This window comes from Ruegeria sp. YTSA108, from assembly GCF_059610185.1.
In genome coordinates, this window is sequence record NZ_JBXWND010000008.1 from 114,021 (window position 1) to 136,080 (window position 22,060).

23 protein-coding genes are annotated in these 22,060 nt (G+C 58.8%); 15 read left to right on the forward strand and 8 right to left on the reverse strand.

Annotated elements, in window-relative coordinates:
• Positions 1–17: 17 nt before the first annotated feature.
• Positions 18–1,328: a 3-deoxy-D-manno-octulosonic acid transferase gene (locus tag AC2FHW_RS12865; protein WP_282021429.1), complete on the reverse strand. Its 1,311-nt coding sequence runs from the start codon at positions 1,326–1,328 to the stop codon at positions 18–20.
• A 1-nt stretch (position 1,329) separates the two neighbouring features.
• Positions 1,330–2,337 carry a GTP 3',8-cyclase MoaA gene (moaA, locus tag AC2FHW_RS12870; RefSeq protein WP_496822030.1) on the reverse strand — a complete coding sequence of 336 codons (1,008 nt, stop codon included), beginning with the start codon at positions 2,335–2,337 and terminating at the stop codon, positions 1,330–1,332.
• 90 nt (positions 2,338–2,427) lie between these two features.
• On the opposite strand from moaA, the gene AC2FHW_RS12875 reads away from it, so the two are divergent.
• Positions 2,428–2,844, forward strand: a complete 417-nt coding sequence (locus AC2FHW_RS12875) for a hypothetical protein (protein WP_142634930.1) — start codon at positions 2,428–2,430, stop codon at positions 2,842–2,844.
• Here AC2FHW_RS12875 and AC2FHW_RS12880 read toward each other — a convergent pair.
• The 4 genes from AC2FHW_RS12880 to glmU are packed head-to-tail and all read right to left on the reverse strand — an operon-like array spanning position 2,832 to position 7,243.
• Complete coding sequence (locus tag AC2FHW_RS12880) at positions 2,832–3,521, reverse strand: DNA alkylation repair protein (RefSeq protein WP_496731956.1); 690 nt, start codon at positions 3,519–3,521, stop codon at positions 2,832–2,834. The two genes, AC2FHW_RS12875 and AC2FHW_RS12880, sit on opposite strands and share 13 nt — an antisense overlap.
• On the reverse strand, positions 3,518–4,063 hold the full coding sequence (locus AC2FHW_RS12885; RefSeq protein WP_496822032.1) for a pyridoxamine 5'-phosphate oxidase family protein: 546 nt from the start codon (positions 4,061–4,063) through the stop codon (positions 3,518–3,520). Before AC2FHW_RS12885 ends, AC2FHW_RS12880 begins: the two co-directional genes overlap by 4 nt.
• Before the next feature lie 3 nt (positions 4,064–4,066).
• Positions 4,067–5,887, reverse strand: a complete 1,821-nt coding sequence (gene glmS / locus AC2FHW_RS12890) for a glutamine--fructose-6-phosphate transaminase (isomerizing) (protein WP_142634924.1) — start codon at positions 5,885–5,887, stop codon at positions 4,067–4,069.
• A gap of 3 nt (positions 5,888–5,890) precedes the next feature.
• Positions 5,891–7,243 (reverse strand): bifunctional UDP-N-acetylglucosamine diphosphorylase/glucosamine-1-phosphate N-acetyltransferase GlmU, encoded by a 1,353-nt coding sequence (gene glmU / locus AC2FHW_RS12895; protein WP_496677508.1) that lies wholly within the window; start codon positions 7,241–7,243, stop codon positions 5,891–5,893.
• 134 nt (positions 7,244–7,377) lie between these two features.
• Between glmU and AC2FHW_RS12900 the strand changes: the two genes are divergently transcribed.
• Both AC2FHW_RS12900 and AC2FHW_RS12905 read left to right on the forward strand, forming a co-directional pair.
• Positions 7,378–8,049 (forward strand): HAD-IA family hydrolase, encoded by a 672-nt coding sequence (locus AC2FHW_RS12900; RefSeq protein ID WP_496813834.1) that lies wholly within the window; start codon positions 7,378–7,380, stop codon positions 8,047–8,049.
• A gap of 40 nt (positions 8,050–8,089) precedes the next feature.
• Entirely contained in the window at positions 8,090–9,280 is a 1,191-nt protein-coding gene (locus AC2FHW_RS12905) for a DegT/DnrJ/EryC1/StrS family aminotransferase (protein ID WP_281972802.1), read from the forward strand.
• Here the strand turns inward: AC2FHW_RS12905 and AC2FHW_RS12910 are convergent, their stop codons facing one another.
• Positions 9,281–10,351, reverse strand: coding sequence for a Hint domain-containing protein (locus tag AC2FHW_RS12910; RefSeq protein WP_496822034.1), 1,071 nt, complete (start codon positions 10,349–10,351; stop codon positions 9,281–9,283).
• Positions 10,352–10,527: 176 nt separating this feature from the next.
• Between AC2FHW_RS12910 and AC2FHW_RS12915 the strand changes: the two genes are divergently transcribed.
• On the forward strand, positions 10,528–11,691 hold the full coding sequence (locus tag AC2FHW_RS12915) for an isovaleryl-CoA dehydrogenase (RefSeq protein WP_271950212.1): 1,164 nt from the start codon (positions 10,528–10,530) through the stop codon (positions 11,689–11,691).
• Between the two features lie 52 nt (positions 11,692–11,743).
• Here the strand turns inward: AC2FHW_RS12915 and AC2FHW_RS12920 are convergent, their stop codons facing one another.
• Positions 11,744–12,349 carry an OmpW/AlkL family protein gene (locus AC2FHW_RS12920; protein WP_271950306.1) on the reverse strand — a complete coding sequence of 202 codons (606 nt, stop codon included), beginning with the start codon at positions 12,347–12,349 and terminating at the stop codon, positions 11,744–11,746.
• A 136-nt stretch (positions 12,350–12,485) separates the two neighbouring features.
• Between AC2FHW_RS12920 and AC2FHW_RS12925 the strand changes: the two genes are divergently transcribed.
• From AC2FHW_RS12925 to AC2FHW_RS12975, 11 genes are all read left to right on the forward strand, one after another.
• Positions 12,486–14,012 carry an AMP-binding protein gene (locus AC2FHW_RS12925; protein ID WP_496822036.1) on the forward strand — a complete coding sequence of 509 codons (1,527 nt, stop codon included), beginning with the start codon at positions 12,486–12,488 and terminating at the stop codon, positions 14,010–14,012.
• 5 nt (positions 14,013–14,017) lie between these two features.
• Positions 14,018–14,530: a hypothetical protein gene (locus AC2FHW_RS12930; protein WP_142634912.1), complete on the forward strand. Its 513-nt coding sequence runs from the start codon at positions 14,018–14,020 to the stop codon at positions 14,528–14,530.
• Positions 14,527–16,131, forward strand: a complete 1,605-nt coding sequence (locus AC2FHW_RS12935) for a carboxyl transferase domain-containing protein (protein WP_496690856.1) — start codon at positions 14,527–14,529, stop codon at positions 16,129–16,131. The genes AC2FHW_RS12930 and AC2FHW_RS12935 overlap by 4 nt, the downstream gene beginning before the upstream one ends.
• Position 16,132: 1 nt before the next feature.
• Positions 16,133–16,558, forward strand: coding sequence for an ASCH domain-containing protein (locus tag AC2FHW_RS12940; protein ID WP_142634907.1), 426 nt, complete (start codon positions 16,133–16,135; stop codon positions 16,556–16,558).
• A 3-nt stretch (positions 16,559–16,561) separates the two neighbouring features.
• On the forward strand, positions 16,562–18,493 hold the full coding sequence (locus AC2FHW_RS12945; RefSeq protein WP_142634905.1) for an acetyl/propionyl/methylcrotonyl-CoA carboxylase subunit alpha: 1,932 nt from the start codon (positions 16,562–16,564) through the stop codon (positions 18,491–18,493).
• A gap of 64 nt (positions 18,494–18,557) precedes the next feature.
• A complete protein-coding gene (locus tag AC2FHW_RS12950; RefSeq protein ID WP_142634903.1) occupies positions 18,558–19,412 on the forward strand; it encodes a hydroxymethylglutaryl-CoA lyase in 855 nt (284 codons plus the stop codon).
• 3 nt (positions 19,413–19,415) lie between these two features.
• The gene (locus AC2FHW_RS12955) at positions 19,416–20,198 is read left to right on the forward strand and encodes a crotonase/enoyl-CoA hydratase family protein (RefSeq protein WP_271950204.1); all 783 of its coding nucleotides are present in this window, start codon (positions 19,416–19,418) and stop codon (positions 20,196–20,198) included.
• Between the two features lie 182 nt (positions 20,199–20,380).
• Positions 20,381–20,746 carry an NADH-quinone oxidoreductase subunit A gene (locus tag AC2FHW_RS12960; protein WP_142634899.1) on the forward strand — a complete coding sequence of 122 codons (366 nt, stop codon included), beginning with the start codon at positions 20,381–20,383 and terminating at the stop codon, positions 20,744–20,746.
• Positions 20,737–21,270 carry a NuoB/complex I 20 kDa subunit family protein gene (locus tag AC2FHW_RS12965; protein ID WP_037307875.1) on the forward strand — a complete coding sequence of 178 codons (534 nt, stop codon included), beginning with the start codon at positions 20,737–20,739 and terminating at the stop codon, positions 21,268–21,270. The genes AC2FHW_RS12960 and AC2FHW_RS12965 overlap by 10 nt, the downstream gene beginning before the upstream one ends.
• Positions 21,271–21,280: 10 nt before the next feature.
• Positions 21,281–21,886 carry an NADH-quinone oxidoreductase subunit C gene (locus AC2FHW_RS12970; protein WP_271950203.1) on the forward strand — a complete coding sequence of 202 codons (606 nt, stop codon included), beginning with the start codon at positions 21,281–21,283 and terminating at the stop codon, positions 21,884–21,886.
• On the forward strand, positions 21,886–22,059 hold the full coding sequence (locus tag AC2FHW_RS12975) for a hypothetical protein (RefSeq protein ID WP_170433422.1): 174 nt from the start codon (positions 21,886–21,888) through the stop codon (positions 22,057–22,059). The genes AC2FHW_RS12970 and AC2FHW_RS12975 overlap by 1 nt, the downstream gene beginning before the upstream one ends.
• The last annotated feature ends 1 nt before the right edge of the window (position 22,060 follow it).

Consider the following 22,060-nt stretch of genomic DNA (forward strand, 5'->3'; position numbering starts at 1 on the left):
AGGCAGGTGCTCTGCCCCTAAACGCCGGTGGTCTTCAGGCCAAGCCGGTCGCACAGGGTCTCGACAATGGAATCGAGCGCGGATTTCTGCGTGTTGACGCAGGATTTTGCGGCATCGCGCGCTGTATCCAGCGCGTCCTGATCGCTGAGCCAAACCGCGACCGCGTCTGCCAGGGCCTGCGCCGAGTTCACCTCAACCGCGCCACCGGTTTCGATGAGCGGCGCAAAGGTCTCGGCAAAGTTGAAGTATCCGGGACCGGTTACTACTGCCGCCCCGGCCTGAGCGGGTTCGAACGGGTTATGGCCGCCGATCTCATGCAGTGATCCGCCCAGAAACACGATCGGGCAAAGCGCGTACCAGGTGCCGGTCTCGCCCAAAGTGTCGGCGACATAGACCTGTGTTTCGGTGTCGATCCGCCCATTCGATGTTCGGAACACGGCGGATTGCCCGGCCTGTTTCAACAGCGCGGCCACATCCTGCCTGCGTTCGGGGTGGCGCGGGATCAACAGCAGCAGCAGGTCGGGCCAGCGCTCCAGCAATTTCGCATGGGCGGCCAGAACAATCTCTTCTTCTCCGGCATGGGTTGAGCTAGCGATCCACACAGGGCGTCCGGCAATCTCGGTCTGGATGTCTTCCAGCACAGAATTATCGACCGGAAGCGGGTCGGACATCGCCTTGAGGTTGGTTCCCGGTTGCACGCGGTCCGCCACAGCCCCCATGTCCACCAGATTAGCGGCGGTTTTGCCATTCTGGGTCAGGAACAGGCTGAAATTGTCCAAAATGAATCGTGCGGTTTGTGGACGTTTTTTCCAACCTTCGACGGATTTCTCTGACAGGCGCGCATTCAACAGGGCCAGAGGGATTCCCCGTCCAGCCGCGTCAACGATCAGGCGTGGCCAGATTTCGCTTTCGACAAATACTCCGGCTTCGGGGCGCCAGTGATCCAGAAATCGCCTGACCGGCCCTGCGGTGTCCAGCGGCGGATACTGGTGTCGCGTACGGGGTGGCATCCGTTTTTCGATCAGCGCCGCCGAAGTTGGGGTGCCCGAGGTCACCAGGAACTGGGCATCCGGCAGGCGTTCACCCAGCCGTTTGATCAGGCTGATGACCGACAGGGTTTCCCCCACACTTGCAGCGTGGAACCAGATCAATCGGCCCTTGGGGCGTGGTAGGCTGGCATGGCCGAGCCTTTCATGCTGGCGAATTGTCGGGACATCTGCCGCCAGGAGTTTCTTGCGCACGGTGCGCCAAGCCAAAGGTGCAGCAACGGCGGTCAGGCTGCAATACAAACGGTAAAGCAGCGTCGGCTGGCCAGAGGGGGCGGTCATGTCAGCCGCCCGTATGGCTCATGTGGCGGCTCATCTTGCCGTCGACCGCCTGGCGGGAATAGTCGAAGTCGTGGCCTTTGGGCTTAAGATTTATCGCCGCGCGGATGGCCTGTTCCAGCGGCGCCTCGGTATCGAGATGATCTCGCAGGAGGGCACGCAGATCGGCCATATCCTCTTGCCCCAGACACATATACAGCTCACCCGTACAGGTCAGGCGGACACGATTGCAACTTTCGCAGAAATTGTGCGACAGCGGTGTGATAAAGCCGATCTTCTGGCCCGTTTCTTCAAGCCGCGCATATCGCGCCGGGCCACCGGTGCGTTCTGCCAGATCGGAGACGGTATAGTGGCTTTCATATTCTTTGCGGACATCCTTGAGCGACCAGTACTGATCCAGACGGTTCTCGTTCCCGATATCGCCCATCGGCATCACCTCGATCCAGGTCAGATCCATGTCGCGCTCAGCGCACCATTGGGTGATTGTTGGAAGCTCGGCCTCGTTGAAGCCTTTCAGGGCCACGGCGTTGATCTTGACCCGCAGGCCAGCCTTTTGGGCCGTGTCAATTCCGTTCAGAACCTGTTTCAACCGGCCCCAACGGGTGATCTGGCTGAATTTCTCATCATCCAACGTGTCCAGCGACACATTCACCCGGCGCACGCCCGCCGCATAGAGATCGTCAGCAAAGCGGTGCAGTTGCGAGCCATTGGTTGTCAGCGTCAGCTCTTTCAACGCGCCGCTGTCCAGATGCCGGGTCATGGCATTGAAGAATGACATGATGTTTCGGCGGACCAGCGGCTCGCCCCCGGTGATGCGCAGCTTTTCCACGCCCATCTTCACGAAGGTCGTGCACATACGGTCCAGCTCTTCCAGCGTCAGCAGATCCTTTTTCGGCAGGAACTTCATTTCTTCGGACATGCAGTAAACACAGCGAAAATCACAGCGATCCGTAACGGAGACGCGGAGATATGTGATGGCACGTGCGAACGGGTCGATAAGCGGAGCTGTCATGAGTCATACGTAAAGCGGCGACTGGCCTGCGACAAGCCTGAACTGTGCTTTGTGCTGGCACAGTCCTGTGAGGGGGGCTAAGTTCAGGCCATGAAATACACTCTGCTGACCATTTGTATCCTTGTTGCGGGCTGTGACACTGTCCGCTCGACAACTGATCGGGTTTTCGGTCGCGACAAACCTGCGGCTGAACCAGAGGTCGCCGCGGAAGCTGACGTCACCGAATCCGTTCCGGTCCCCGCAACCGCCGCTGGTTGGGTTGGCGCCAAGACCACCATTGCCAGCTTGGGTGATCCGACAACGCCGGGACGCTGGATGGAAACGCCTTTGGTCGAGACAGAGTTCACAGGACGTGTTGTTGTGCCCAGAACAGGGGCGCAGGCCTATATCACGCTGGTCCCGGCCCGTGGGCCCGAAAGCGGCGGCAGCAGGCTGTCGCTGGATGCAATGCGGGCGCTGCTTTTGCCTTATGACGAACTTGTCGAGCTGGAAGTTTATTCCAACTGACCTTTCAGATATTTGCCAGCTTCACGCCGGGCAAAGGGCTTCATGGCCGAACTATGGTTGCGCAGAAAGTTAACCACTCGGTCCGCGTCATGTTTCGACAGCTCGCGCAGCCACCATGCGATTGCTTTCTGGATGAACCAGTCACGGTCGGGCACATAGCCCGCTGCCCAGCCAAGAATACGGTCGCGCCGGTTCAGGTCTTCTGGCTTGGGGTGGTTCTGCTTGGTCCAGGGCAGGGTGGCCACCAGCGCGGCGCGCCGTGTCCACATGTGGTCTGACGCTGTCCAGCTTTCGACCTGATCCAACCGCGCCGGGTCCGCAGATAAGCGTTTCTGCATCGCCATACAGGCGTGATCTGCCACCGCCCAGGCATCGAAATCTGGCAACCAGCTTTGCTGCAGGTCCCAAGCAGCCTCATCGGGGCGGATACGGGCTTGGGTCAGCAACTTGGCTGCGGCAAGACGGCCCTCGTGGATATCGGTCTGCCAGAGTGCGTCAGCCAGATCCACCCGCGCAGCAACGTCCAGTTCCTGTCGCCATAGTTTGCTCAGGTCGTTCAGAACCGGATTTGCAACACCCAGATAGAGGCGTTCGACCTTGTGATAAGCCGCCATCTGCACGGCGCGTTCTGGGTCGGCATGGGCGCGGATCTGGTCAAGATAGGTGACGGGCGTCATAGGTCCGCAGCGCGTGTTGGCCTGCCGTCGATCGTCTGATGGTTCCGCTCAACCCAATAATCGCGGATATCGTCATCGGACTTACCGTCTACCCATTTCTGCATCGTGTCCCGTTCGGACTGGTATTCCATGAACGGTACGGCATATCCGCAAGAGGTCTGAACCATGTCAATCGCAAGGTCATAGATCTGGCGGGCGCTGCGGTGGTCGGGAAACTGCCCGGCCAACGCGTCCCAGCCCTCATCCCCGGCATGCAATGTACGCGCGGTGCCATAGGTGCGCAGGATCAGCGGGCGTGTGGTGAAGGAACACCACATCAGGGTCATGCGATTGACCTCAAGCAAATGCCCGGCGGTTTCGTTGCCACTGCCGGTCAGGTTCATCCAGATAATCCGATTGGGCCCCAGTACCCGCAGCGAGTCCATCCCTTTGGGAGAGATGTTGACCCGTCCTTCAGGTCCGGCGGTGCCGACGAAGAACAGATGCTGATCCTCGATAAACTTGCGATGGGCGTTATCCAGCGCCGGAAATTGCTTGGACATGCGTCACTCCACCGTTACGGATTTCGCCAGATTGCGCGGCTGGTCCACATCCGTGCCCTTGGCCACCGCCGTATGATAGGCCAGCAGCTGAGCGGGCACCGAATAGAGGATCGGCGCAAGGCTGGGGTGCACATGCGGCATGCGGATCGTGCTCCAGACCCCGTCTTCCGCCTCGGCGATGCCGTCATCATCGGACACCAGGATGACTTTACCCTTGCGTGCCATGACCTCTTGCATATTCGACACGGTTTTGTCGAACACCGTGTCTCGCGGGGCCAGAACCACCACGGGCATGTGTTTGTCGATCAGGGCAATGGGGCCGTGCTTTAGCTCACCCGAAGCATAACCTTCGGCATGGATATAGCTGATTTCCTTGAGTTTCAGCGCCCCTTCCATCGCCAGCGGGTACATCAGGCCGCGTCCCAGAAACAGAACATCGCGCGCCTCGGACAAGCGCTGGGCGGATTTCCTGATGGCCCGGTTCTGATCCAACGCGGTGTTCAGCACCGAAGGCAGCCCGCGCAACGCGGCGGCGTGATCGGCAAGTTCCTCGTCGCTCAACGTGCCACGGTCCGCGGCAGCCTTGAGCGCCAGCATCAGCAACACGCTCAGCTGACAGGTGAAGGCTTTGGTCGAGGCGACGCCTATCTCAACCCCGGCATGGATCGGCAGGGCGATGTCGCTTTCACGTGCGATCGAGCTTTCTGGAACATTGACGACTGAGACGACCTTGTCCGCTTTGCCGTCGCAATACCGCAGGGCGGCCAGCGTGTCGGCGGTTTCACCCGATTGGCTAACAAACAGCGCCATAGTGCGTTCCGGGATCGGAGGTTCACGATAGCGAAATTCGCTGGCGATATCGACTTCGACCGGTATTCTGGCAAGTTGCTCGAACCAGTATTTGGCGGTCAAACAGGCGTAGAAAGCAGTCCCGCAAGCGACCATCGTCAGACGGTCCAGCTTGGTGAAATCCAGATCCCCCGGCAGAACGACCTGATCCCCGGCAGAGGGCAGGTAGGACCGGATCGCCTCGGCAACCACAATCGGCTGTTCCGCGATTTCCTTGGCCATGAAATGCTTGTGCCCGGCCTTGTCGGCGCGGCTGTGATCCACTTTGATCTTGCGGGTTTCGCGATTGGCAAGCTCACCTGCTTCGTTGCGGATTTCCAGCGATGTGCGGGTCACAACCGCACGGTCACCTTCTTCCAGATAGGTGATGCGATCCGTCAGCGGCGCTAGCGCGATGGCGTCCGAGCCGACAAACATCTCTCCGTCCCCGTGCCCGATTGCCAGTGGCGAGCCTTTGCGCGCGGCCACGATCAGGTCATCTTCGCCGTCAAACAGAAAGGCCAAGGCAAATGCGCCGACCAGCCGGTCGATGGTTTTATAGGCGGCTTCAACCGGGGGCAGCCCTGATTTGAGGTAATGTTCAGCCATCAGGGCGACGGTTTCCGTATCGGTTTCGGTTTCGAACCCGATCCCGTGTTCCGCCAGCTCTGTCCGCAGCTCTCGATAGTTTTCAACGATGCCGTTGTGAACAACGGCAACCGGCCCGGCCCGGTGGGGATGCGCATTCGAAACTGTCGGCGCGCCATGGGTGGCCCAGCGGGTATGGCCGATACCGGATTTACCGGGAAGCGGGTCATGCACCAGCAGGTCGCTGAGGTTTACCAGCTTGCCTACAGCCCGACGCCGACCCAGGGATCCGCCATTGACCGTAGCAATGCCTGCACTGTCATACCCCCTGTATTCCAGCCGTTTTAGGGCCTCGACCAGGATGGGGGCAGCTTCGTGCTTGCCCAATACGCCTACAATCCCACACATCTGTCAGGCTCCTTTGTCGCGACGAGCCTTCTTCGCCGTCAACATGTCAAACAATTTACGCGCATAACCGGGCTTGTTGTCCTGCTTGGCGCGCGCAACGGCCAAAGCATCCGCTTCCACATCGCGCGTCACCACGGTTCCGGTGGCCGTCATCGCGCCGTCACCAATGGTGACAGGTGCCACCAACATGGTGTTCGATCCGACAAAGACGTTCTGACCGATGGTTGTTTGGTGCTTCATTACGCCATCGTAATTGCAAGTGATCGTACCCGCGCCGATATTCGTCGCCGCCCCAACCGTTGCGTCCCCGATATAGCTGAGATGGTTGACCTTCGCGCCTTCGGCGATCTCAGCATTCTTGATCTCGACAAAATTGCCGACGCGGGTGTTTTCTGCCAGCTCAGCGCCGGGGCGCAGGCGGGCATAGGGGCCGACGATGGCGCCGCGGCTGACATGGCAGCCCTCAAGATGAGAAAATGCCCGGATCGTCGCGCCGCTTTCCACCGTGACACCGGGGCCAAAGACCACATTGGGTTCTATCACTGTGTCGCGGCCAATGACGGTGTCGGCGGCCAGATAAACGGTTTCCGGCGCCATCAGCGTGACCCCCAGATCCAGCAGATCGGCGCGGGCACGGGCCTGAAAAACCGCATCCGCAGCGGCCAGGTCAACGCGCGAGTTCACACCCAACGTTTGTGCCTCGTCACAGGCGACTGCGGTGACATTCAGGCCACGGGATCGGGCGATTGCCACGACATCCGGCAGGTAGTATTCACCGGCGGCATTGTCATTGCCGACGTCGTCGATCAGCGAAAACAGCAATTCAGCGTCACAGGCCAAAAGGCCAGAATTACAAAGTGTTATATCGCGCTCATTATCCGAGGCGTCTTTGTATTCGACGATGCGTTCAAGGGCCTGTCCGTTCATGACCAACCGGCCATAGCGTGCAGGATCTGCGGCCTCAAAACCCAGAATAACCAGATCGTTCTTGGCCCGCGCTTCGATCATACGTTCCAACGTATCGGGTTGCAAAAAGGGCGTGTCCCCGTACAGAACAACCACGTCGCCGTTGAAACCCTGCAGCGCTTCGCGCGCCTGTGCGACAGCATGGGCGGTGCCCAGCTGTTCGGCCTGAATGGCGATTTGTGCGGTCTCGTCCTCGGCCAGGGTTGCTTTGGCAACGGCTTCGGACCCGTGCCCGGTGACAATGACGGTCCGCTCGGGCGACAGAACAGCACCAGCGCGCATGGCATGGACCAGCATAGGCGCCTGAGCAATCGGGTGCAGGACTTTCGGGATATCCGAATTCATCCTGGTGCCTTTACCGGCAGCAAGGATGACAAGGGCGATACTCATGAAATCGTTTTCTCTTTGTGTTTTGTTGCAGTCCGTTTTATCCGCTGAGGGTAAAGTCGCAAGCGGTTCAGCCATCAAACTAGATTGCCGTTTGCAACAAGACGTGGCGAAAACCCGCCGAGGCAGGAGGCGTAATGCGAACAGTCATCTTTGATCTGGACGGGACACTGGCGGATACTTCCGGGGATTTGCTGGAGGCCGCAAACCATTGTTTTCGCGATATGGGGCACGGCGATGTGCTGGTCCACGGGCAGGATGCTGGCATCGCTTTGCGTGGTGGGCGGATGATGCTGACCCACGGTTTGAAGCGGGTTGGGGCCTTTGACGAGCAGGCTGTTCACGCTTATTACCCGATGCTTTTAGAGGCGTACTCGGAGGCGATTGACACCCATACCCGGTTTTATCCAGGCGCTCTGGACGCGGTTGGAAAGTTGAAAGAGGCCGGCTATGGCGTTGGTATCTGCACTAATAAACCCGAGGCTCTGGCACATCAGCTGCTGACCCAAATGGGTGTGCGCGACCGGTTCGGCTCACTCGTCGGTGCGGATACTTTGCCGGTTCGCAAACCCGATCCGGAGCCCCTGCGTGAAGCTGCCCGCCGGGCAGGTGGGCACCCGGATCTGTGCGTTCTGATCGGGGATTCCGACACCGACCGGAATACGGCGCGTGCTGCAGGTGTACCTTCGGTGCTTGTAACATTCGGGCCATCTGGCGACGAAATGGCTGCGCTGAAACCCGAAGCGCTGTTACATCATTTTGATGACCTGCCGAAACTTGTTTTTGATTTGGTCGGAGCTGCAGCCTGACCCCTTGACCCCGGCCCATCGCGGCCTCAAGAGCGAAAAGATGACTGAGAAGTTTACTGGCAATTTCACCCAGCAGGAACCAATCCCGGATGAGGCGATCGAGGCGGCTCTGGCCGTTTTGCGTCATGGCCGGCTGCACAGATATAACGTGTCGCCCGGCGAACTGGCCGAGACCGCCCTGTTAGAACAGGAATTTGCCGCGCAGACCGGTGCAAAATACTGTCTGGCGGTCTCCTCGGGCGGCTATGCACTGGCGACAGCATTGCGCGCGATAGGGGTGCAGCCCGGAGATACGGTTCTGACCAACGCTTTCACCCTGGCGCCGGTGCCGGGGGCGATTGCCTCGATCGGAGCCAAGCCGGTATTTGTCGGTGTGACCGAAGCGCTGACGATTGATCTGGATGATCTCGAAAGCAAACTGGATCAGTCTGATGTGTTGATGCTCAGCCATATGCGTGGGCATCTGTGCGACATGGATCGGTTGATGCAAATCTGCGATGCCGCCGGTGTGGCCGTGATCGAAGATTGCGCGCACACGATGGGCGCCGCATGGCGCGGGCAAAAATCCGGACGGCAGGGCGTTATCGGGTGTTATTCCTGCCAGACCTACAAGCACATAAATTCCGGTGAAGGCGGGTTGTTGATTACCGATGACGAGGAACTGGCTGCCAAGGCGACGGTCCTTTCAGGATCCTACATGCTGTATGAGCGCCACCTTGCAGCGCCGGGCCCAGAGGTGTTCGAGCGGATCAAGTACACCACGCCCAATGTCTCAGGGCGCATGGACAATTTGAGGGCCGCGATCCTTAGGCCGCAGCTTCGCAATCTGGAACAACAGATTGACCGGTGGAATGAGCGCTATGTCGAGATCGAAAAAGGGCTGCGCGGCACGCCGGGACTTACCATTGTCGAACGGCCCGAGGCGGAAACTTATGTGGGCTCGTCGATTCAGTTCTTGCTGCTGGACTGGTCACCCGAACGGATTGCTCTTGTGATGCAGCGCTGCGCGGCGCGTGGTGTGGATCTGAAATGGTTCGGCGGAGCAGAGCCCACCGGGTTTACTTCGCGCTATGACAGTTGGCGATATGTGGAAAGCGCGCCTCTGCCTGCGAGTGACCGCATTTTGAGCGGGATCATGGATATGCGGGTGCCATTGACTTTTTCACTGGATGATTGCCGGTTGATCGCACGGATCATTCGCTCCGAGGTCGGCGCGGTGTTCCAATCCTGATCACATTACCTGTGATTCGAGCGGGGATTTTTGGTTCTTCCGCAGCCGCTCGACCAGTCGTTTTTGCAGCCGATTTTCAGGGATCGGATAAGACGGCACTGTATTCTGGGCTTCCAGCAGATTTGGAAGGATCATTTGGATTTCTTCGCGGGCCAGCGCCGTAACGGATGCCAGCGACGTGTCGGTGAGCAACAGGCTTTCGCTCGGGGCGCCATTTGCAAAAACGATTTCGTGATTGTCGAACAGCAGGTGGTAATACACAACCTGATCAAGGCTGTTGTCTATCTCGATTCCCGGCAATTCCGACAGCTTGATGGCCGCGACCAGCACATCCGGCGATCCGAACATGCGCTGCGCCACCGCCAAAGAGATTTGCATTCTGTGCTGCCGGGAAACCAGAAGATCCTGTTTCGGCAAACCGTCCCCTAATGCGGATTTCGCGATTCGAACCGGTTTCAGGTTTGGATTGATTGCCAGATCGGTTGCCGAAAGATGCCGCTGTCCGATCCATCTGACAGGTTTCAGCCCCGATCTGGTCAGCACAAGATCACCTTCACGCAAGGTTTCAACGGGACGTTCCCCGAGTTCCGTCTCGATCAGGGTGCCCTGACAAAAACACACCAGTAACTCGATGTTATCGACAATGGCGCCAAGGCTATCATTAAGGCCAAGTTCGGTAAGGCGCAGGGTATAGTCACCGGCGGAAGGGAAATCGACCTGCATGGTGAATGTGGAAAAGCTGTTCGCAGTCGGCAGAACGGTCATCGAGGCGATAACGACGCCGTTGCTGTCCAGAATCTCGACTGTAAATCCTTCGCTGCCTGCATTTGAGTTAGATGCCGTCCTAAGTGCGGAATCCAGGCTAAGCTCGCCGGATTTGGGGTCATCCAGCGTAAACGTTTGCTCCATCACCGTGACTTGGCTTGCGTTGCCATCCATTTCGGCCACACGATTCGATGAACCATTCCCGAGATAGGCACCCTCAGTGTGGTCAGCTTCGATATCCGTACCAGACCAATTTGCGGAACCGCTATTAAAAGTACCATTTACGATGACATTGGTTGGGGCCATTCGCAGAATCCTTGAAGCAAAAAAACTTAACGGCTTAGGCGATCTAATCGTCGAGTATGGTGAATTTGTGACGCTCCGGATCGGCTCGCGGGTGAACCTTTTTCGGTCAGCGCTTGACCCGGGTTCATGGTCATGGCAGATTATTTGAACAATCGTTCATTTACTGGGAGAGTTCGATGTTCACGGCGGCCATGCAATTCGATCTGGGTGAAGATGTGAACGCACTGCGTGAAATGGTGCATCGCTGGGCGCAAGAGCGGGTGAAGCCGATGGCCGCGAAGGTCGATGCCTCGAACGCGTTTCCCAATGAACTTTGGCGCGAGATGGGTGAGTTGGGCCTGCTAGGAATTACAGTGCCCGAGGAATATGGTGGCGCGGCCATGTCCTATCTGGCCCATACCGTCGCGGTTGAAGAAGTGGCGCGGGCCTCTGCCTCAATCTCATTGTCATACGGGGCGCATTCAAACCTGTGCGTCAATCAGATCAAGCTGAACGGCAGCCCCGAGCAAAAGGCGAAATATCTGCCTCGGTTGATTTCCGGCGAACATGTGGGCGCGCTGGCCATGTCTGAGGCGTCCGCCGGATCAGACGTCGTTTCGATGAAGCTGAAGGCGGAAAAGCGCAATGATCACTACCGGCTGAACGGAAGCAAATACTGGATCACGAACGGGCCGGACGCGGATACTCTGGTCGTTTACGCCAAGACGGATCCTGATGCTGGATCCAAAGGGATCACCGCCTTTCTGGTCGAAAAAGAGATGACGGGCTTTTCGACCTCGCCCCATTTCGACAAGCTGGGCATGCGCGGATCAAACACGGCGGAATTGATTTTTGATGACGTCGAGGTGCCCTTTGAAAATGTTCTGGGCGAAGAGGGTAAGGGTGTCGCGGTTCTGATGTCAGGGCTGGATTACGAACGCGTTGTGCTCGCCGGGATCGGAACTGGAATCATGGCCGCCTGTCTGGACGAAGTCATGCCGTATTTGGCCGAGCGCAAGCAGTTCGGCAAACCGATTGGCAGCTTTCAGCTGATGCAAGGCAAGATTGCTGACATGTACACGGCCATGAATTCAGCCCGGGCTTATGTCTACGAGGTCGCCAAGGCCTGTGACCGCGGGGATGTGACCCGGCAAGATGCGGCAGCGTGCTGTCTGTATGCTTCGGAACAGGCCATGACGCAGGCCCATCAGGCAGTTCAGGCTATGGGCGGCGCGGGGTTCCTGTCGGATTCGCCGGTCAGCCGCATATTCCGTGACGCCAAGCTGATGGAAATCGGCGCCGGTACCAGCGAAATCCGCCGGATGCTGATCGGACGGGAACTGATGAACGAAATGCTCTGAGCAAAAAAACGCCCCGCCGACGAGGTAACGGCAGGGCGTTCTGTGTAAAGGATCAGAAGCGGTGAACGTAGGATACGCCGACCAGCCAAGGATCGATTTCAGCGGTGCCGATATCGGTGCCGTTCAGTTTGACGTCCGAGTCGATATCGAACCAGCGAACGTTCAGACGAACAGCGCCTTTTTCGGTGACCATATAGTCCAGACCGGCCTGCAGTGCGAGGCCGACCGAGTTGTCGAGCTCGAGATCACCCAGGGCCGATTTTTCGTCGAAGAAGATGGTATAATTGATACCCGCACCGACATAGGGTTTCCAGACCGAGTTGGTCGGGAAGTGATAGTTCAGCGACAGTGTGGGCGGCAGGTGTTTGACGGTCCCTGCGTCGAGGCTGCCACCCAGTGTGACCTCATGGCTGAACGGTGTGGCGGCCAGCAGCTCGATACCCAGATTATCCCGAACGAAATACTCGGCAGTAAAGATCGGGCGTGTGTCGGAATCGACATCTGCATCCAGCCCGGCGAGGGATCCATTGTCGGATTTCGGGTCGAGATAGCCGACACCGACACCAACGGTCCAGTCGCCCTGATTTTGGGCGAAAACGGGCGCAGCAAACGCGACGAGCGCGGTCGAAAGGGTCAAAGCGGCGAGTTTCTTGGTCATTTTACGGCCTTTGGATTTGTTGATGACCGGGTTTTGCATGAAGCAAAGCCCGCCGACTCTGATCTGCATCAAATTCCCGTGACCGTCTTTGGTGGCTCGATTCAGGAAAAACCCAGAAAAACAAAGGGTTTCGGTAATGTGTCCCGCTGAAGGCATACCTGGTTTGCATCAGGGTGGGGGCTGGGATCTGCCGGACCGGTTGAACATGGCGCGGCAATGCTTGGAACAGCCCCCAGAGCAGACGGCGATCATCGACCTGACCGGGGGTGAGGGCAAGGTCGTCTCGTTTGCACAACTCGGACGCTTGGCCGATGACATCGCACTCGCCTTGCTCGATCGGGTGCGGCCTGGGGATCGCGTTGGAGTACTGCTCAGCCAGTCACCCGGCTGCGCGGCGGCGCATCTTGCGATCTGGAAGATCGGCGCGATTTCGGTGCCTTTGTTTAAATTGTTCAAACATGATGCGCTGGCCTCGCGTGTCGCGGATGCAGGGGCGCAACTGGTGTTGACAGACGCAGAGGGTGCTGCACTGCTGGGGGATTTGGCCGTACCGGTTCGGGTCGATCAGATAGCTCCGTCTGATGATCCGGTGCCCTTTGCGGATACCGGCCCCGAGGATCCGGCAGTTCTGATCTATACTTCCGGCACCACGGGCAGCCCCAAAGGCGCGCTGCATGGGCATCGGGTTTTGACCGGCCATTTGCCGGGGGTCTCGATCAGCCACAACCATCTGCGCGAAGGTGACTTTCTGTGGACGCCCGCCGACTGGGCATGGATTGGCGGGTTGTTCGATGTGTTGATGCCAGGGCTGGCGCTGGGCATTCCGGTGGTCGCGGCCCGGCTCGAGAAATTCACCCCCGAGGCCTGTGCGGATGTGATCGCACGTGGCGGGGTACGGAACGTGTTCTTTCCGCCTACCGCATTGCGGATGCTCAAGGCCACGGATCAGGCGATCCCCGGTCTGCGCTCGGTCGCTTCCGGAGGGGAGCCGCTGGGTGCCGAGATGTTGGAATGGGGGAAGCAGGCGTTCGGCCTGACGATCAACGAATTCTACGGTCAGACCGAATGCAACATGGTCGTGTCTTCCTGCGCTGAGGATTTTCCGGTGCGCCCGGGTTGCATCGGTAAACCGGTTCCTGGGCATGAAGTTGCAGTGATCGACCAGGATGGCCAGCCCACAGATCAAGAGGGCGACGTGGCCATCCGCCGAGGCTCGGCCTCGATGCTGCTGGAATACTGGAACCGACCTGAGGCCACGGCCGAGAAGTTCCGCGGCGATTGGCTGATCACCGGAGATCGCGGCATGTGGGAGGGTGAGTACTTACGCTTTGTTGGCCGCGATGACGATGTGATCACTTCCGCCGGGTATCGCATCGGCCCTGCTGAGATCGAGGATTGCCTGTTGACCCATCCGGCGGTGGCGACAGTTGGTGTGGTCGGTAAACCTGATCCTTTGCGGACTGAGATTGTGAAGGCCTATGTCGTGTTGAAACCGGGAGCCACGGTTGCGGAGCGAGAGTTGCAGGATTGGGTCAAGGATCGTCTGGCGCAGTATTCCTATCCGCGCGAAGTGGCGTTTCTGGAAGAATTGCCGATGACGGTGACGGGGAAGGTGATCCGGAAGGATTTGAAGGCGCGTGCGGTGGGTGAGGTAAGGCAATGAGTCGAATGTTAGTCAGCATCGCATTTTTCTTTGCAACATTTCCGTCTTTCGTTGCAGCTGGAGATTTTCGCCTTGCTGATGCGTTGATGAAATCATGCCTTCAAACCTTTTCGGAGGTCCTAATTGAGACACTGGAAAAAGTGACCGATGAAAGCACATTGATTGACGTTCGTGGTGCAGCGTCTCAGGATGTGGCGCTTTGTGCGGGGCTCGCAATCGATGTTTGTTCTGTTGGTATTCTGGAAAGTCAGGACCAGTGCTTTTCTAAACTCGAAATGAGTATCGACGAAATTCGACAAAAAACGATCACGAATCTTCCCGAGACCATCTCTGGCACATTTCGATCCCGAAGTTACCGATTCGCATTTGCCCGCGCAAAAGAACCGGCAATACGCCTTGATCCAAGCCCTACGGTTCCACCGCAACTGACCAGTGTGCTGTCCGAGGCGATGCGCCTCGCAGACGCGCGTACGGCGCAGCGACTCCAGATTTACGCTCAAAGAGAGGTTCAGGAATGAAACTCACATCCAAATCCATGCCCGCCTCCGAGGGTTTCAAAGCAAACCGCGCGGCCCATCTCGACGCGCTGGCGCAAATCTCTGCCGCTGCGGAAGCGGCCCGTCTGGGCGGGGGTGAAAAATCCCGCGCGCGGCATGAATCCCGTGGCAAGATGCTCCCCAGGCGCCGGGTTGCGAACCTGCTGGACCCAGGGTCCCCGTTTCTGGAAATCGGCGCGACGGCGGCGCATGGGATGTATGGCGATGCCGCGCCAAGCGCTGGTGTGATTGCGGGCATTGGCCGGGTGCAGGGGCGCGAGGTCATGGTGGTTTGCAACGACGCCACCGTGAAGGGCGGCACTTATTATCCGATGTCGGTCAAGAAACACCTGCGCGCGCAGGAGATTGCCGAGGAAAGCCAACTCCCCTGTATCTATCTGGTCGACAGCGGCGGGGCGAACCTGCCCAACCAGGATGAGGTCTTTCCCGACCGCGACCACTTTGGCCGCATCTTCTATAATCAGGCCCGGATGAGCGCGAAGGGTATCCCTCAGATCGCGGTGGTCATGGGTTCGTGTACGGCGGGCGGGGCCTATGTGCCCGCGATGTCGGATGTGACGATCATCGTCAAAGATCAGGGCACGATCTTTCTGGCAGGTCCGCCTTTGGTCAAGGCCGCGACCGGGGAGGTTGTCAGCGCCGAGGATCTGGGCGGTGGCGACGTCCATACCCGTCTGTCCGGCGTGGCCGATTACCTGGCTGAGGACGACGCCCACGCGCTGGCCTTGGCGCGGCAGGCGGTGCGTTCTCTGAATCTGCGCAAACCGCAGACCGTGGATTGGGCCAGCCCCGAAGACCCGGCTTATGACCCCGAGGAAATTCTGGGCGTTGTTCCCGCCGACCTGCGCACGCCCTATGATATCCGCGAGGTGATCGCGCGGCTCGTCGATGGCTCTCGGTTCGATGAATTCAAACCGCGCTTTGGTGAGACGCTTGTGACTGGGTTTGCCCATGTCAAAGGCTGCCCCGTTGGGATCATCGCCAACAACGGCGTGCTGTTCTCGGAGGCGGCCCAAAAGGGCGCGCATTTTGTTGAGCTGTGTTCGCAACGCAAAATCCCGCTGGTCTTCCTGCAAAATATCACCGGCTTTATGGTGGGCCGCAAATACGAAAACGAAGGCATTGCGCGGCACGGGGCAAAGATGGTGACAGCCGTTGCTACGACTTCGGTACCCAAGATCACCATGCTTGTCGGGGGCTCGTTCGGGGCCGGGAACTATGGCATGGCGGGGCGGGCCTATCAGCCCAGGTTCCTGTGGACTTGGCCGAACTCGCGTATTTCCGTAATGGGGGGCGAGCAAGCGGCGGGCGTGCTGGCCACCGTCAAACGAGACGGGATCGAGCGGCAGGGTGGCAGCTGGTCGGCTGAGGAAGAGATCGAATTCAAGCGCCCAACATTGGATATGTTCGAGGAACAATCTCACCCACTCTATGCCTCGGCGCGCCTATGGGATGATGGCATCATCGACCCGCGCAAAAGTCGCGATGTTCTGGCCTTGTCGCTGAGTGCCGCCCTGAATGCCCCGATTGAGGAGACACGTTTCGGCGTGTTCAGGATGTAAGATGAACGTTTCTTTGAATGATGTCATGGCCCGCTATCCGGGTGCTCAGACTTTCAAGTTTGGTGACAACGCAACGTTGAGCGCAGAACTTTTGGCCTTAGTGCGTGCAGGAAGGAAAACAGCGACCTGCGGTGCTTTGCGAGACTATCCCGAAGGCAGTGCGGATACTCCGGTCGTTGGGCGGCGCGATATCGCTTTGGACTGGGATGGTCGTCCCGCGCTGGTGATCGAAACGAATGAGGTAACGACCTGCCGATATTGCGATGTGACCGAGGATTTCGCGCTGGCCGAGGGCGAGAATGAGGCGCTTGAAGGATGGCGCGAAGATCACCGCCGGTATTTCGAGCGAAACGGCGGGTTTGATCCCGAAATGGAATTGCTCTGCGAGCGGTTCCGACTTGTCGAAGATCTCGGGGTTGAGGGATAAGCCATGTTCAATAAAATCCTGATTGCTAACCGAGGCGAGATTGCCTGTCGGGTGATGGAAACGGCTCAGAAAATGGGTGTGTCCTGTGTTGCAGTGTACTCGGACGCAGACGCCTCGGCCAAGCATGTGCAAATGGCGGATGAGGCGGTGCATATCGGTGGCGCGGCCCCGGCGGACAGCTATTTAAAGGGTGATGTGATCATTCAGGCAGCGCTGGATACGGGCGCGCAGGCGATTCATCCGGGCTATGGGTTTCTGTCTGAAAACCCCGGTTTCGTTGACGCGGTTGAGGCTGCGGGTCTGATCTTTATCGGGCCCTCGGCGGATGCGATCCGCAAGATGGGCCTCAAAGACGCGGCAAAAGTGTTGATGGAGCTGGCGGGCGTGCCCGTGGTTCCGGGTTATCACGGCGATAACCAAGACCCTGATCATCTGGCGGGCGCGGCCCAGACCATCGGCTATCCAGTGCTGATCAAGGCCGTTGCTGGGGGCGGCGGCAAGGGGATGCGGCTGGTAGAGCACCCCGAAGACTTTACTGAGGCTCTAGACAGTGCGCGGGGAGAGGCGAAAACCGCCTTTGGCAACGATGCCGTTCTGGTCGAAAAATTCGTTTCCAAGCCTCGGCATATCGAGGTGCAGGTGTTCGGCGATGGCACCCAAGCGGTACATTTGTTCGAACGCGATTGTTCGCTGCAACGGCGGCACCAGAAAGTGATCGAAGAGGCCCCGGCTCCTGGAATGACAACTGAAATGCGCGAGGCCATGGGGCAGGCGGGCGTGCGGGCCGCCGAGGCGATTGGCTACAAAGGCGCAGGTACGGTTGAGTTCATCGTTGATGCATCGGACGGGCTGCGCCCGGATCGGTTCTGGTTCATGGAGATGAACACGCGCTTGCAGGTGGAACACCCCGTGACCGAGGCGATTACCGGCGTTGATCTGGTCGAATGGCAGTTGCGAGTCGCTTCGGGTGAGGCGTTGCCAAAAACGCAGGATGACCTGACGATCAACGGGCATGCGTTCGAAGCCCGGCTTTACGCCGAGGACGTGCCCAAAGGGTTTCTGCCCGCAACAGGTACGCTGACACATCTGCGCTTTCCTGCGGAATGCCGCGCCGATAGCGGAGTGCGGTCCGGCGATACAATCAGCCCCTGGTACGATCCGATGATTGCCAAGGTCGTGGTGCATGGCCCGACGCGTGCGGTGGCGCTGGAAAACCTGCACCGGGTTCTGCGGCGGACCGAGGTTGCCGGGACGGTCACGAATCTCTCGTTTCTTGGCGCGCTGACCCGGCACCCTGGATTTGCGGCGGGCGATGTCGATACCGGGCTGATCGGTCGGGATATCGACGGGCTGGTCCGAACTTCTGATGCGGGCGCGCGCTTGATTGTTGCAGCAGCCATGACGGCGCTTGATCTGGTCGAGACCGGGCCCGACACGGGTTTCAGCCTGTGGGCGCCGCTGCACCGGGCCGTCCAGTTGAAGTGCGATAGCGAGGTCATTGATCTAGACGTACAGGTCGAAGGACCTGACCGGCAGGTCTGGCAGATCAAGGACACAACGGTTCTGGCGCAACGGCGCAATGGAGGCTGGTACATTGATGACCGCCCGATGCCGCCCGTGGCACTGGCTGGTGCGACAATCACAGTATTCGATGACTATGGGCAAGTGTTTGAGCATGTCGATCCGCTCGATCGCGATGCAAGCGCCTTGGGCGATACGAATGTGGTCGAGGCGCCGATGCCCGGTCTGGTCAAGGCCATGTTCGCCACCGTTGGGCAAGCCGTTTCAGAAGGTGATCGACTGGCCATTCTGGAAGCGATGAAAATGGAACATTCCTTGCTGGCTGCCCGTGATGGCGTGATCGCCGAGGTGCTGGCCGAAACGGGCGCTCAGGTCGAGGCCGGCGCGGCGCTGGTCCGGCTGGAGGAGGAATGATCTGTCCCGCTGCGCCGCAACGTGGCACAGTCGGGACAACACGGCATAACGGGAGGCGAAAGCTATGGGTGAACGGGTCGACATTTTTGAAGTAGGGCCACGTGATGGGCTGCAGAACGAACAGCGGGAAATTCCTGTTGCCGAGAAGGTCGCTCTGATCGATTGCCTGAGCAAGGCGGGCTTCAATCGGATCGAAGTTGCCAGTTTTGTGTCTCCGAAATGGGTGCCCCAGATGGCTGGCAGTGCCGATGTTCTGGCCGGGATCCAGCGGGTTGGTAAGGTGCGCTATGCGGCGCTGACGCCAAATATGCGCGGGTACGAGGACGCCTTGTCTGCCAAAGCGGATGAGATTGCCGTATTCGCATCTGCCTCGGAAGGGTTCTCGAAGGCCAATCTCAACGCGACCATCGCCGAATCCATTGAGAGGTTCAAACCGATCCTAGAGGCTGCGCGCCATATTGACCTGCCAGTGCGCGGTTACGTGTCCTGCGTGACCGACTGCCCCTATGATGGTCCGACCCCACCCGAGAAGGTGGCCGAGATTGCGGACACACTATTTGCGCTGGGTTGCTATGAGGTATCGCTGGGAGATACGATCGGGCAGGGAACACCGGACACTATCGCCCATATGCTTCTGGCGGTGCGTGAGACGGTGCCTGTTACCCGCTTGGCGGGACATTTCCACGACACCAATGGTCGGGCCATCGACAATATCGACGCTGCATTGGCGCTGGGCGTGCGGACATTTGACTCAGCAGTCGGGGGGCTGGGCGGTTGCCCCTATGCACCCGGCGCCGCAGGGAACGTGGCCACCGAAGCCGTGGTCGCGCATCTAGAGCGTCTTGGATACGAAACGGGACTTGATCTGGGGATCGTGGAACAAGCGGCACAAATGGCACTGGCCATGAGGGCGGAGTAGGCGATGTTAGAAACGATCTCGGTCACGGTTGATCCACGTGGCGTTGCAACCCTGACGCTGAACCGCCCGGAGAAGCATAATGCGATGTCCGCGCAGATGATCCGGGAACTGACACAAGCGGCGGTGCAGTTGGGCAGCGATGGCACTGTGCGCGTAGTCGTTCTGACCGGAGCAGGCAAAAGCTTTTGTGCCGGTGGGGATCTGGGCTGGATGCAGGACCAGATGGCAGCGGATCCTCAGACACGCTTTGTCGAAGCACGCAAACTGGCCGAGATGTTGCAGGCGTTGAATGTGATGCCCAAACCGCTGATCGGAGCGTTACAGGGCAACGCCTTTGGTGGCGGTGTGGGCCTTGCCGCCGTCTGCGACGTGGCAATAGGTGTCGAGACCCTAAAAATGGGCCTGACCGAGACGCGACTGGGTCTGATCCCGGCTACCATCGGCCCCTATGTTGTCGCTCGGATGGGGGCGGCACGTGCGCGGCGGGTCTTTATGTCGGCCCGATTGTTTGACGCGGCCGAGGCCGTCGATTTGGGCCTATTGGCAAAAACGGTATCAGCAGAAGATATGGCGGACGCTGTCGAGGCCGAGGTTGAACCCTATTTGTCATGTGCGCCTGGTGCGGTGGCCTCGGCCAAGGCCTTGGTCCATAGTCTGGGGCCGCGTGTTGACGATCCCGTTATCGACCAAACGATCCGGGCGCTGGTTGCGCGCTGGGAAACTGACGAGGCGCATGAGGGAATCAGCGCATTCTTCGACAAGCGAAAACCTGTATGGAATAGTTAGGTTTACGTTCTGTCGGTTTGGGCGTTTCACGGATCGAAGTTCGGCTGGAATGAAACGGAATATTAGGGTGCCATGCGGTTGTGTTTGGTTGACCCTCTGACCCCGCGCGGATAGAGAATGTCCAGTCAACACGCTAATTGACGGCGCTCCCCTACTGGGCACGCGCAGGAAAGGAGCTATTCGTGGAAGACCTGCTGCGGGAGTACCTCCCGATCCTGGTGTTTCTGGTCGTCGCTGCGGGCCTTGGAATCGTCCTGATTCTTGCCGCTGTGGTGCTGGCCGTCCGCAATCCCGACCCGGAAAAGGTCAGCGCATACGAGTGCGGGTTCAACGCCTTCGACGATGCGCGCATGAAATTCGACGTCCGGTTTTACCTGGTTTCGATTCTCTTCATCATCTTCGATCTGGAAATCGCGTTCCTGTTTCCCTGGGCCGTCGGTTTCAAGGACATCAGCGATGTGGGCTTCTGGTCCATGATAGTATTCCTGGGCGTTCTGACCATCGGCTTTGCCTATGAATGGAAGAAAGGGGCCCTGGAATGGGAGTGATGACGGGTGCAAACACCGCCGGCGTCGACAAAGAAGTCGCCACCCAGGCCCTGAATGCCGAGCTGCAGGACAAAGGCTTTCTGCTGACCTCGACGGAGGATATCATCAACTGGGCCCGAACCGGGTCGTTGCACTGGATGACCTTCGGGCTGGCCTGTTGCGCAGTTGAGATGATGCACACCTCGATGCCGCGTTATGATGCAGAACGGTTCGGTATCGCGCCACGCGCGTCCCCACGTCAGTCAGACGTTATGATTGTGGCCGGAACGCTGACCAACAAAATGGCGCCTGCGCTGCGTAAGGTCTATGACCAGATGCCCGAGCCGCGCTATGTGATCTCGATGGGATCCTGCGCCAACGGCGGCGGGTATTACCATTATTCCTATTCTGTTGTGCGCGGCTGTGACCGCATTGTGCCGGTCGATATCTACGTGCCCGGTTGCCCTCCGACGGCTGAGGCGCTGTTGTATGGTCTGATGCAGCTGCAGCGCAAAATCCGCCGCACTGGCACCATTGTACGCTGAGGAGAGGGCAATGAGCGAAGCACTCAAAGAACTTGGCGCGCAGCTGGAACTCAAACGGACCGATTGCGTTCTGTCCTGGGATGTCACCCATGATGAGTTGAACGTGGACGTGGCCCCGTCGAACCTTGTGGAATTTATCGAATTTCTGAAGGGCGATGCCAGTTGCAAGTTCTCGACCCTGGTGGACATCACAGCCGTTGACTATCCCGAGCGGGCCAAGCGGTTCGATGTGGTCTATCACTTCCTGTCGATGTACCAGAACCAGCGTATCCGCCTGCGCGTGTCGATCCGTGAGGATGACATGGTGCCGTCGATTGTCGACGTTCACCCCTCGGCCAACTGGTTCGAGCGCGAGGTGTTCGATATGTTCGGCATCCTTTTCTCGGGCCATCCTGATCTGCGGCGAATCCTGACCGACTATGGCTTTCGTGGCTATCCGCTGCGCAAGGATTTCCCGACCACCGGCTATACCGAGGTCCGTTATGACGAGGCGCAAAAGCGTGTGGTCTATGAGCCGGTCAATCTGGTGCAGGAATACCGTCAGTTTGATTTCATGTCTCCGTGGGAGGGTGCGAATTACATCCTGCCCGGCGATGAGAAACAGGAGAGCGAATAATGGGTGGCATTTGGTGGCTGATCCTATCTGCACTGACCATCATCCCGATGGTGAAGATTTTGCCGTTCTTCGGGATTAACAAATACTGGTGCCTGCTCTGTCTGATCCCTTTTGGCACGATCGCGTTGCTGTGGTGGGTCGGGCTGAAACTGCAAGAGCTGGAGCGCCGCTGAG

Excerpts from the sequence above, each read along its gene's own strand:
- AC2FHW_RS12970 (WP_271950203.1), top strand. The coding sequence starts at position 21,281 with ATGAGCGAAGCACTCAAAGAACTTGGCGCGCAGCTGGAACTCAAACGG.
- glmU (WP_496677508.1), bottom strand. The coding sequence starts at position 7,243 with ATGAGTATCGCCCTTGTCATCCTTGCTGCCGGTAAAGGCACCAGGATG.
- AC2FHW_RS12945 (WP_142634905.1), top strand. The coding sequence starts at position 16,562 with ATGTTCAATAAAATCCTGATTGCTAACCGAGGCGAGATTGCCTGTCGG.
- AC2FHW_RS12920 (WP_271950306.1), bottom strand. The coding sequence starts at position 12,349 with ATGACCAAGAAACTCGCCGCTTTGACCCTTTCGACCGCGCTCGTCGCG.
- AC2FHW_RS12925 (WP_496822036.1), top strand. The coding sequence starts at position 12,486 with ATGTGTCCCGCTGAAGGCATACCTGGTTTGCATCAGGGTGGGGGCTGG.
- AC2FHW_RS12885 (WP_496822032.1), bottom strand. The coding sequence starts at position 4,063 with ATGTCCAAGCAATTTCCGGCGCTGGATAACGCCCATCGCAAGTTTATC.
- AC2FHW_RS12975 (WP_170433422.1), top strand. The coding sequence starts at position 21,886 with ATGGGTGGCATTTGGTGGCTGATCCTATCTGCACTGACCATCATCCCG.
- AC2FHW_RS12875 (WP_142634930.1), top strand. The coding sequence starts at position 2,428 with ATGAAATACACTCTGCTGACCATTTGTATCCTTGTTGCGGGCTGTGAC.
- AC2FHW_RS12930 (WP_142634912.1), top strand. The coding sequence starts at position 14,018 with ATGTTAGTCAGCATCGCATTTTTCTTTGCAACATTTCCGTCTTTCGTT.
- AC2FHW_RS12880 (WP_496731956.1), bottom strand. The coding sequence starts at position 3,521 with ATGACGCCCGTCACCTATCTTGACCAGATCCGCGCCCATGCCGACCCA.
- AC2FHW_RS12900 (WP_496813834.1), top strand. The coding sequence starts at position 7,378 with ATGCGAACAGTCATCTTTGATCTGGACGGGACACTGGCGGATACTTCC.
- AC2FHW_RS12915 (WP_271950212.1), top strand. The coding sequence starts at position 10,528 with ATGTTCACGGCGGCCATGCAATTCGATCTGGGTGAAGATGTGAACGCA.
- AC2FHW_RS12950 (WP_142634903.1), top strand. The coding sequence starts at position 18,558 with ATGGGTGAACGGGTCGACATTTTTGAAGTAGGGCCACGTGATGGGCTG.
- AC2FHW_RS12935 (WP_496690856.1), top strand. The coding sequence starts at position 14,527 with ATGAAACTCACATCCAAATCCATGCCCGCCTCCGAGGGTTTCAAAGCA.
- AC2FHW_RS12965 (WP_037307875.1), top strand. The coding sequence starts at position 20,737 with ATGGGAGTGATGACGGGTGCAAACACCGCCGGCGTCGACAAAGAAGTC.
- AC2FHW_RS12940 (WP_142634907.1), top strand. The coding sequence starts at position 16,133 with ATGAACGTTTCTTTGAATGATGTCATGGCCCGCTATCCGGGTGCTCAG.
- moaA (WP_496822030.1), bottom strand. The coding sequence starts at position 2,337 with ATGACAGCTCCGCTTATCGACCCGTTCGCACGTGCCATCACATATCTC.
- glmS (WP_142634924.1), bottom strand. The coding sequence starts at position 5,887 with ATGTGTGGGATTGTAGGCGTATTGGGCAAGCACGAAGCTGCCCCCATC.
- AC2FHW_RS12910 (WP_496822034.1), bottom strand. The coding sequence starts at position 10,351 with ATGGCCCCAACCAATGTCATCGTAAATGGTACTTTTAATAGCGGTTCC.
- AC2FHW_RS12905 (WP_281972802.1), top strand. The coding sequence starts at position 8,090 with ATGACTGAGAAGTTTACTGGCAATTTCACCCAGCAGGAACCAATCCCG.
- AC2FHW_RS12865 (WP_282021429.1), bottom strand. The coding sequence starts at position 1,328 with ATGACCGCCCCCTCTGGCCAGCCGACGCTGCTTTACCGTTTGTATTGC.
- AC2FHW_RS12955 (WP_271950204.1), top strand. The coding sequence starts at position 19,416 with ATGTTAGAAACGATCTCGGTCACGGTTGATCCACGTGGCGTTGCAACC.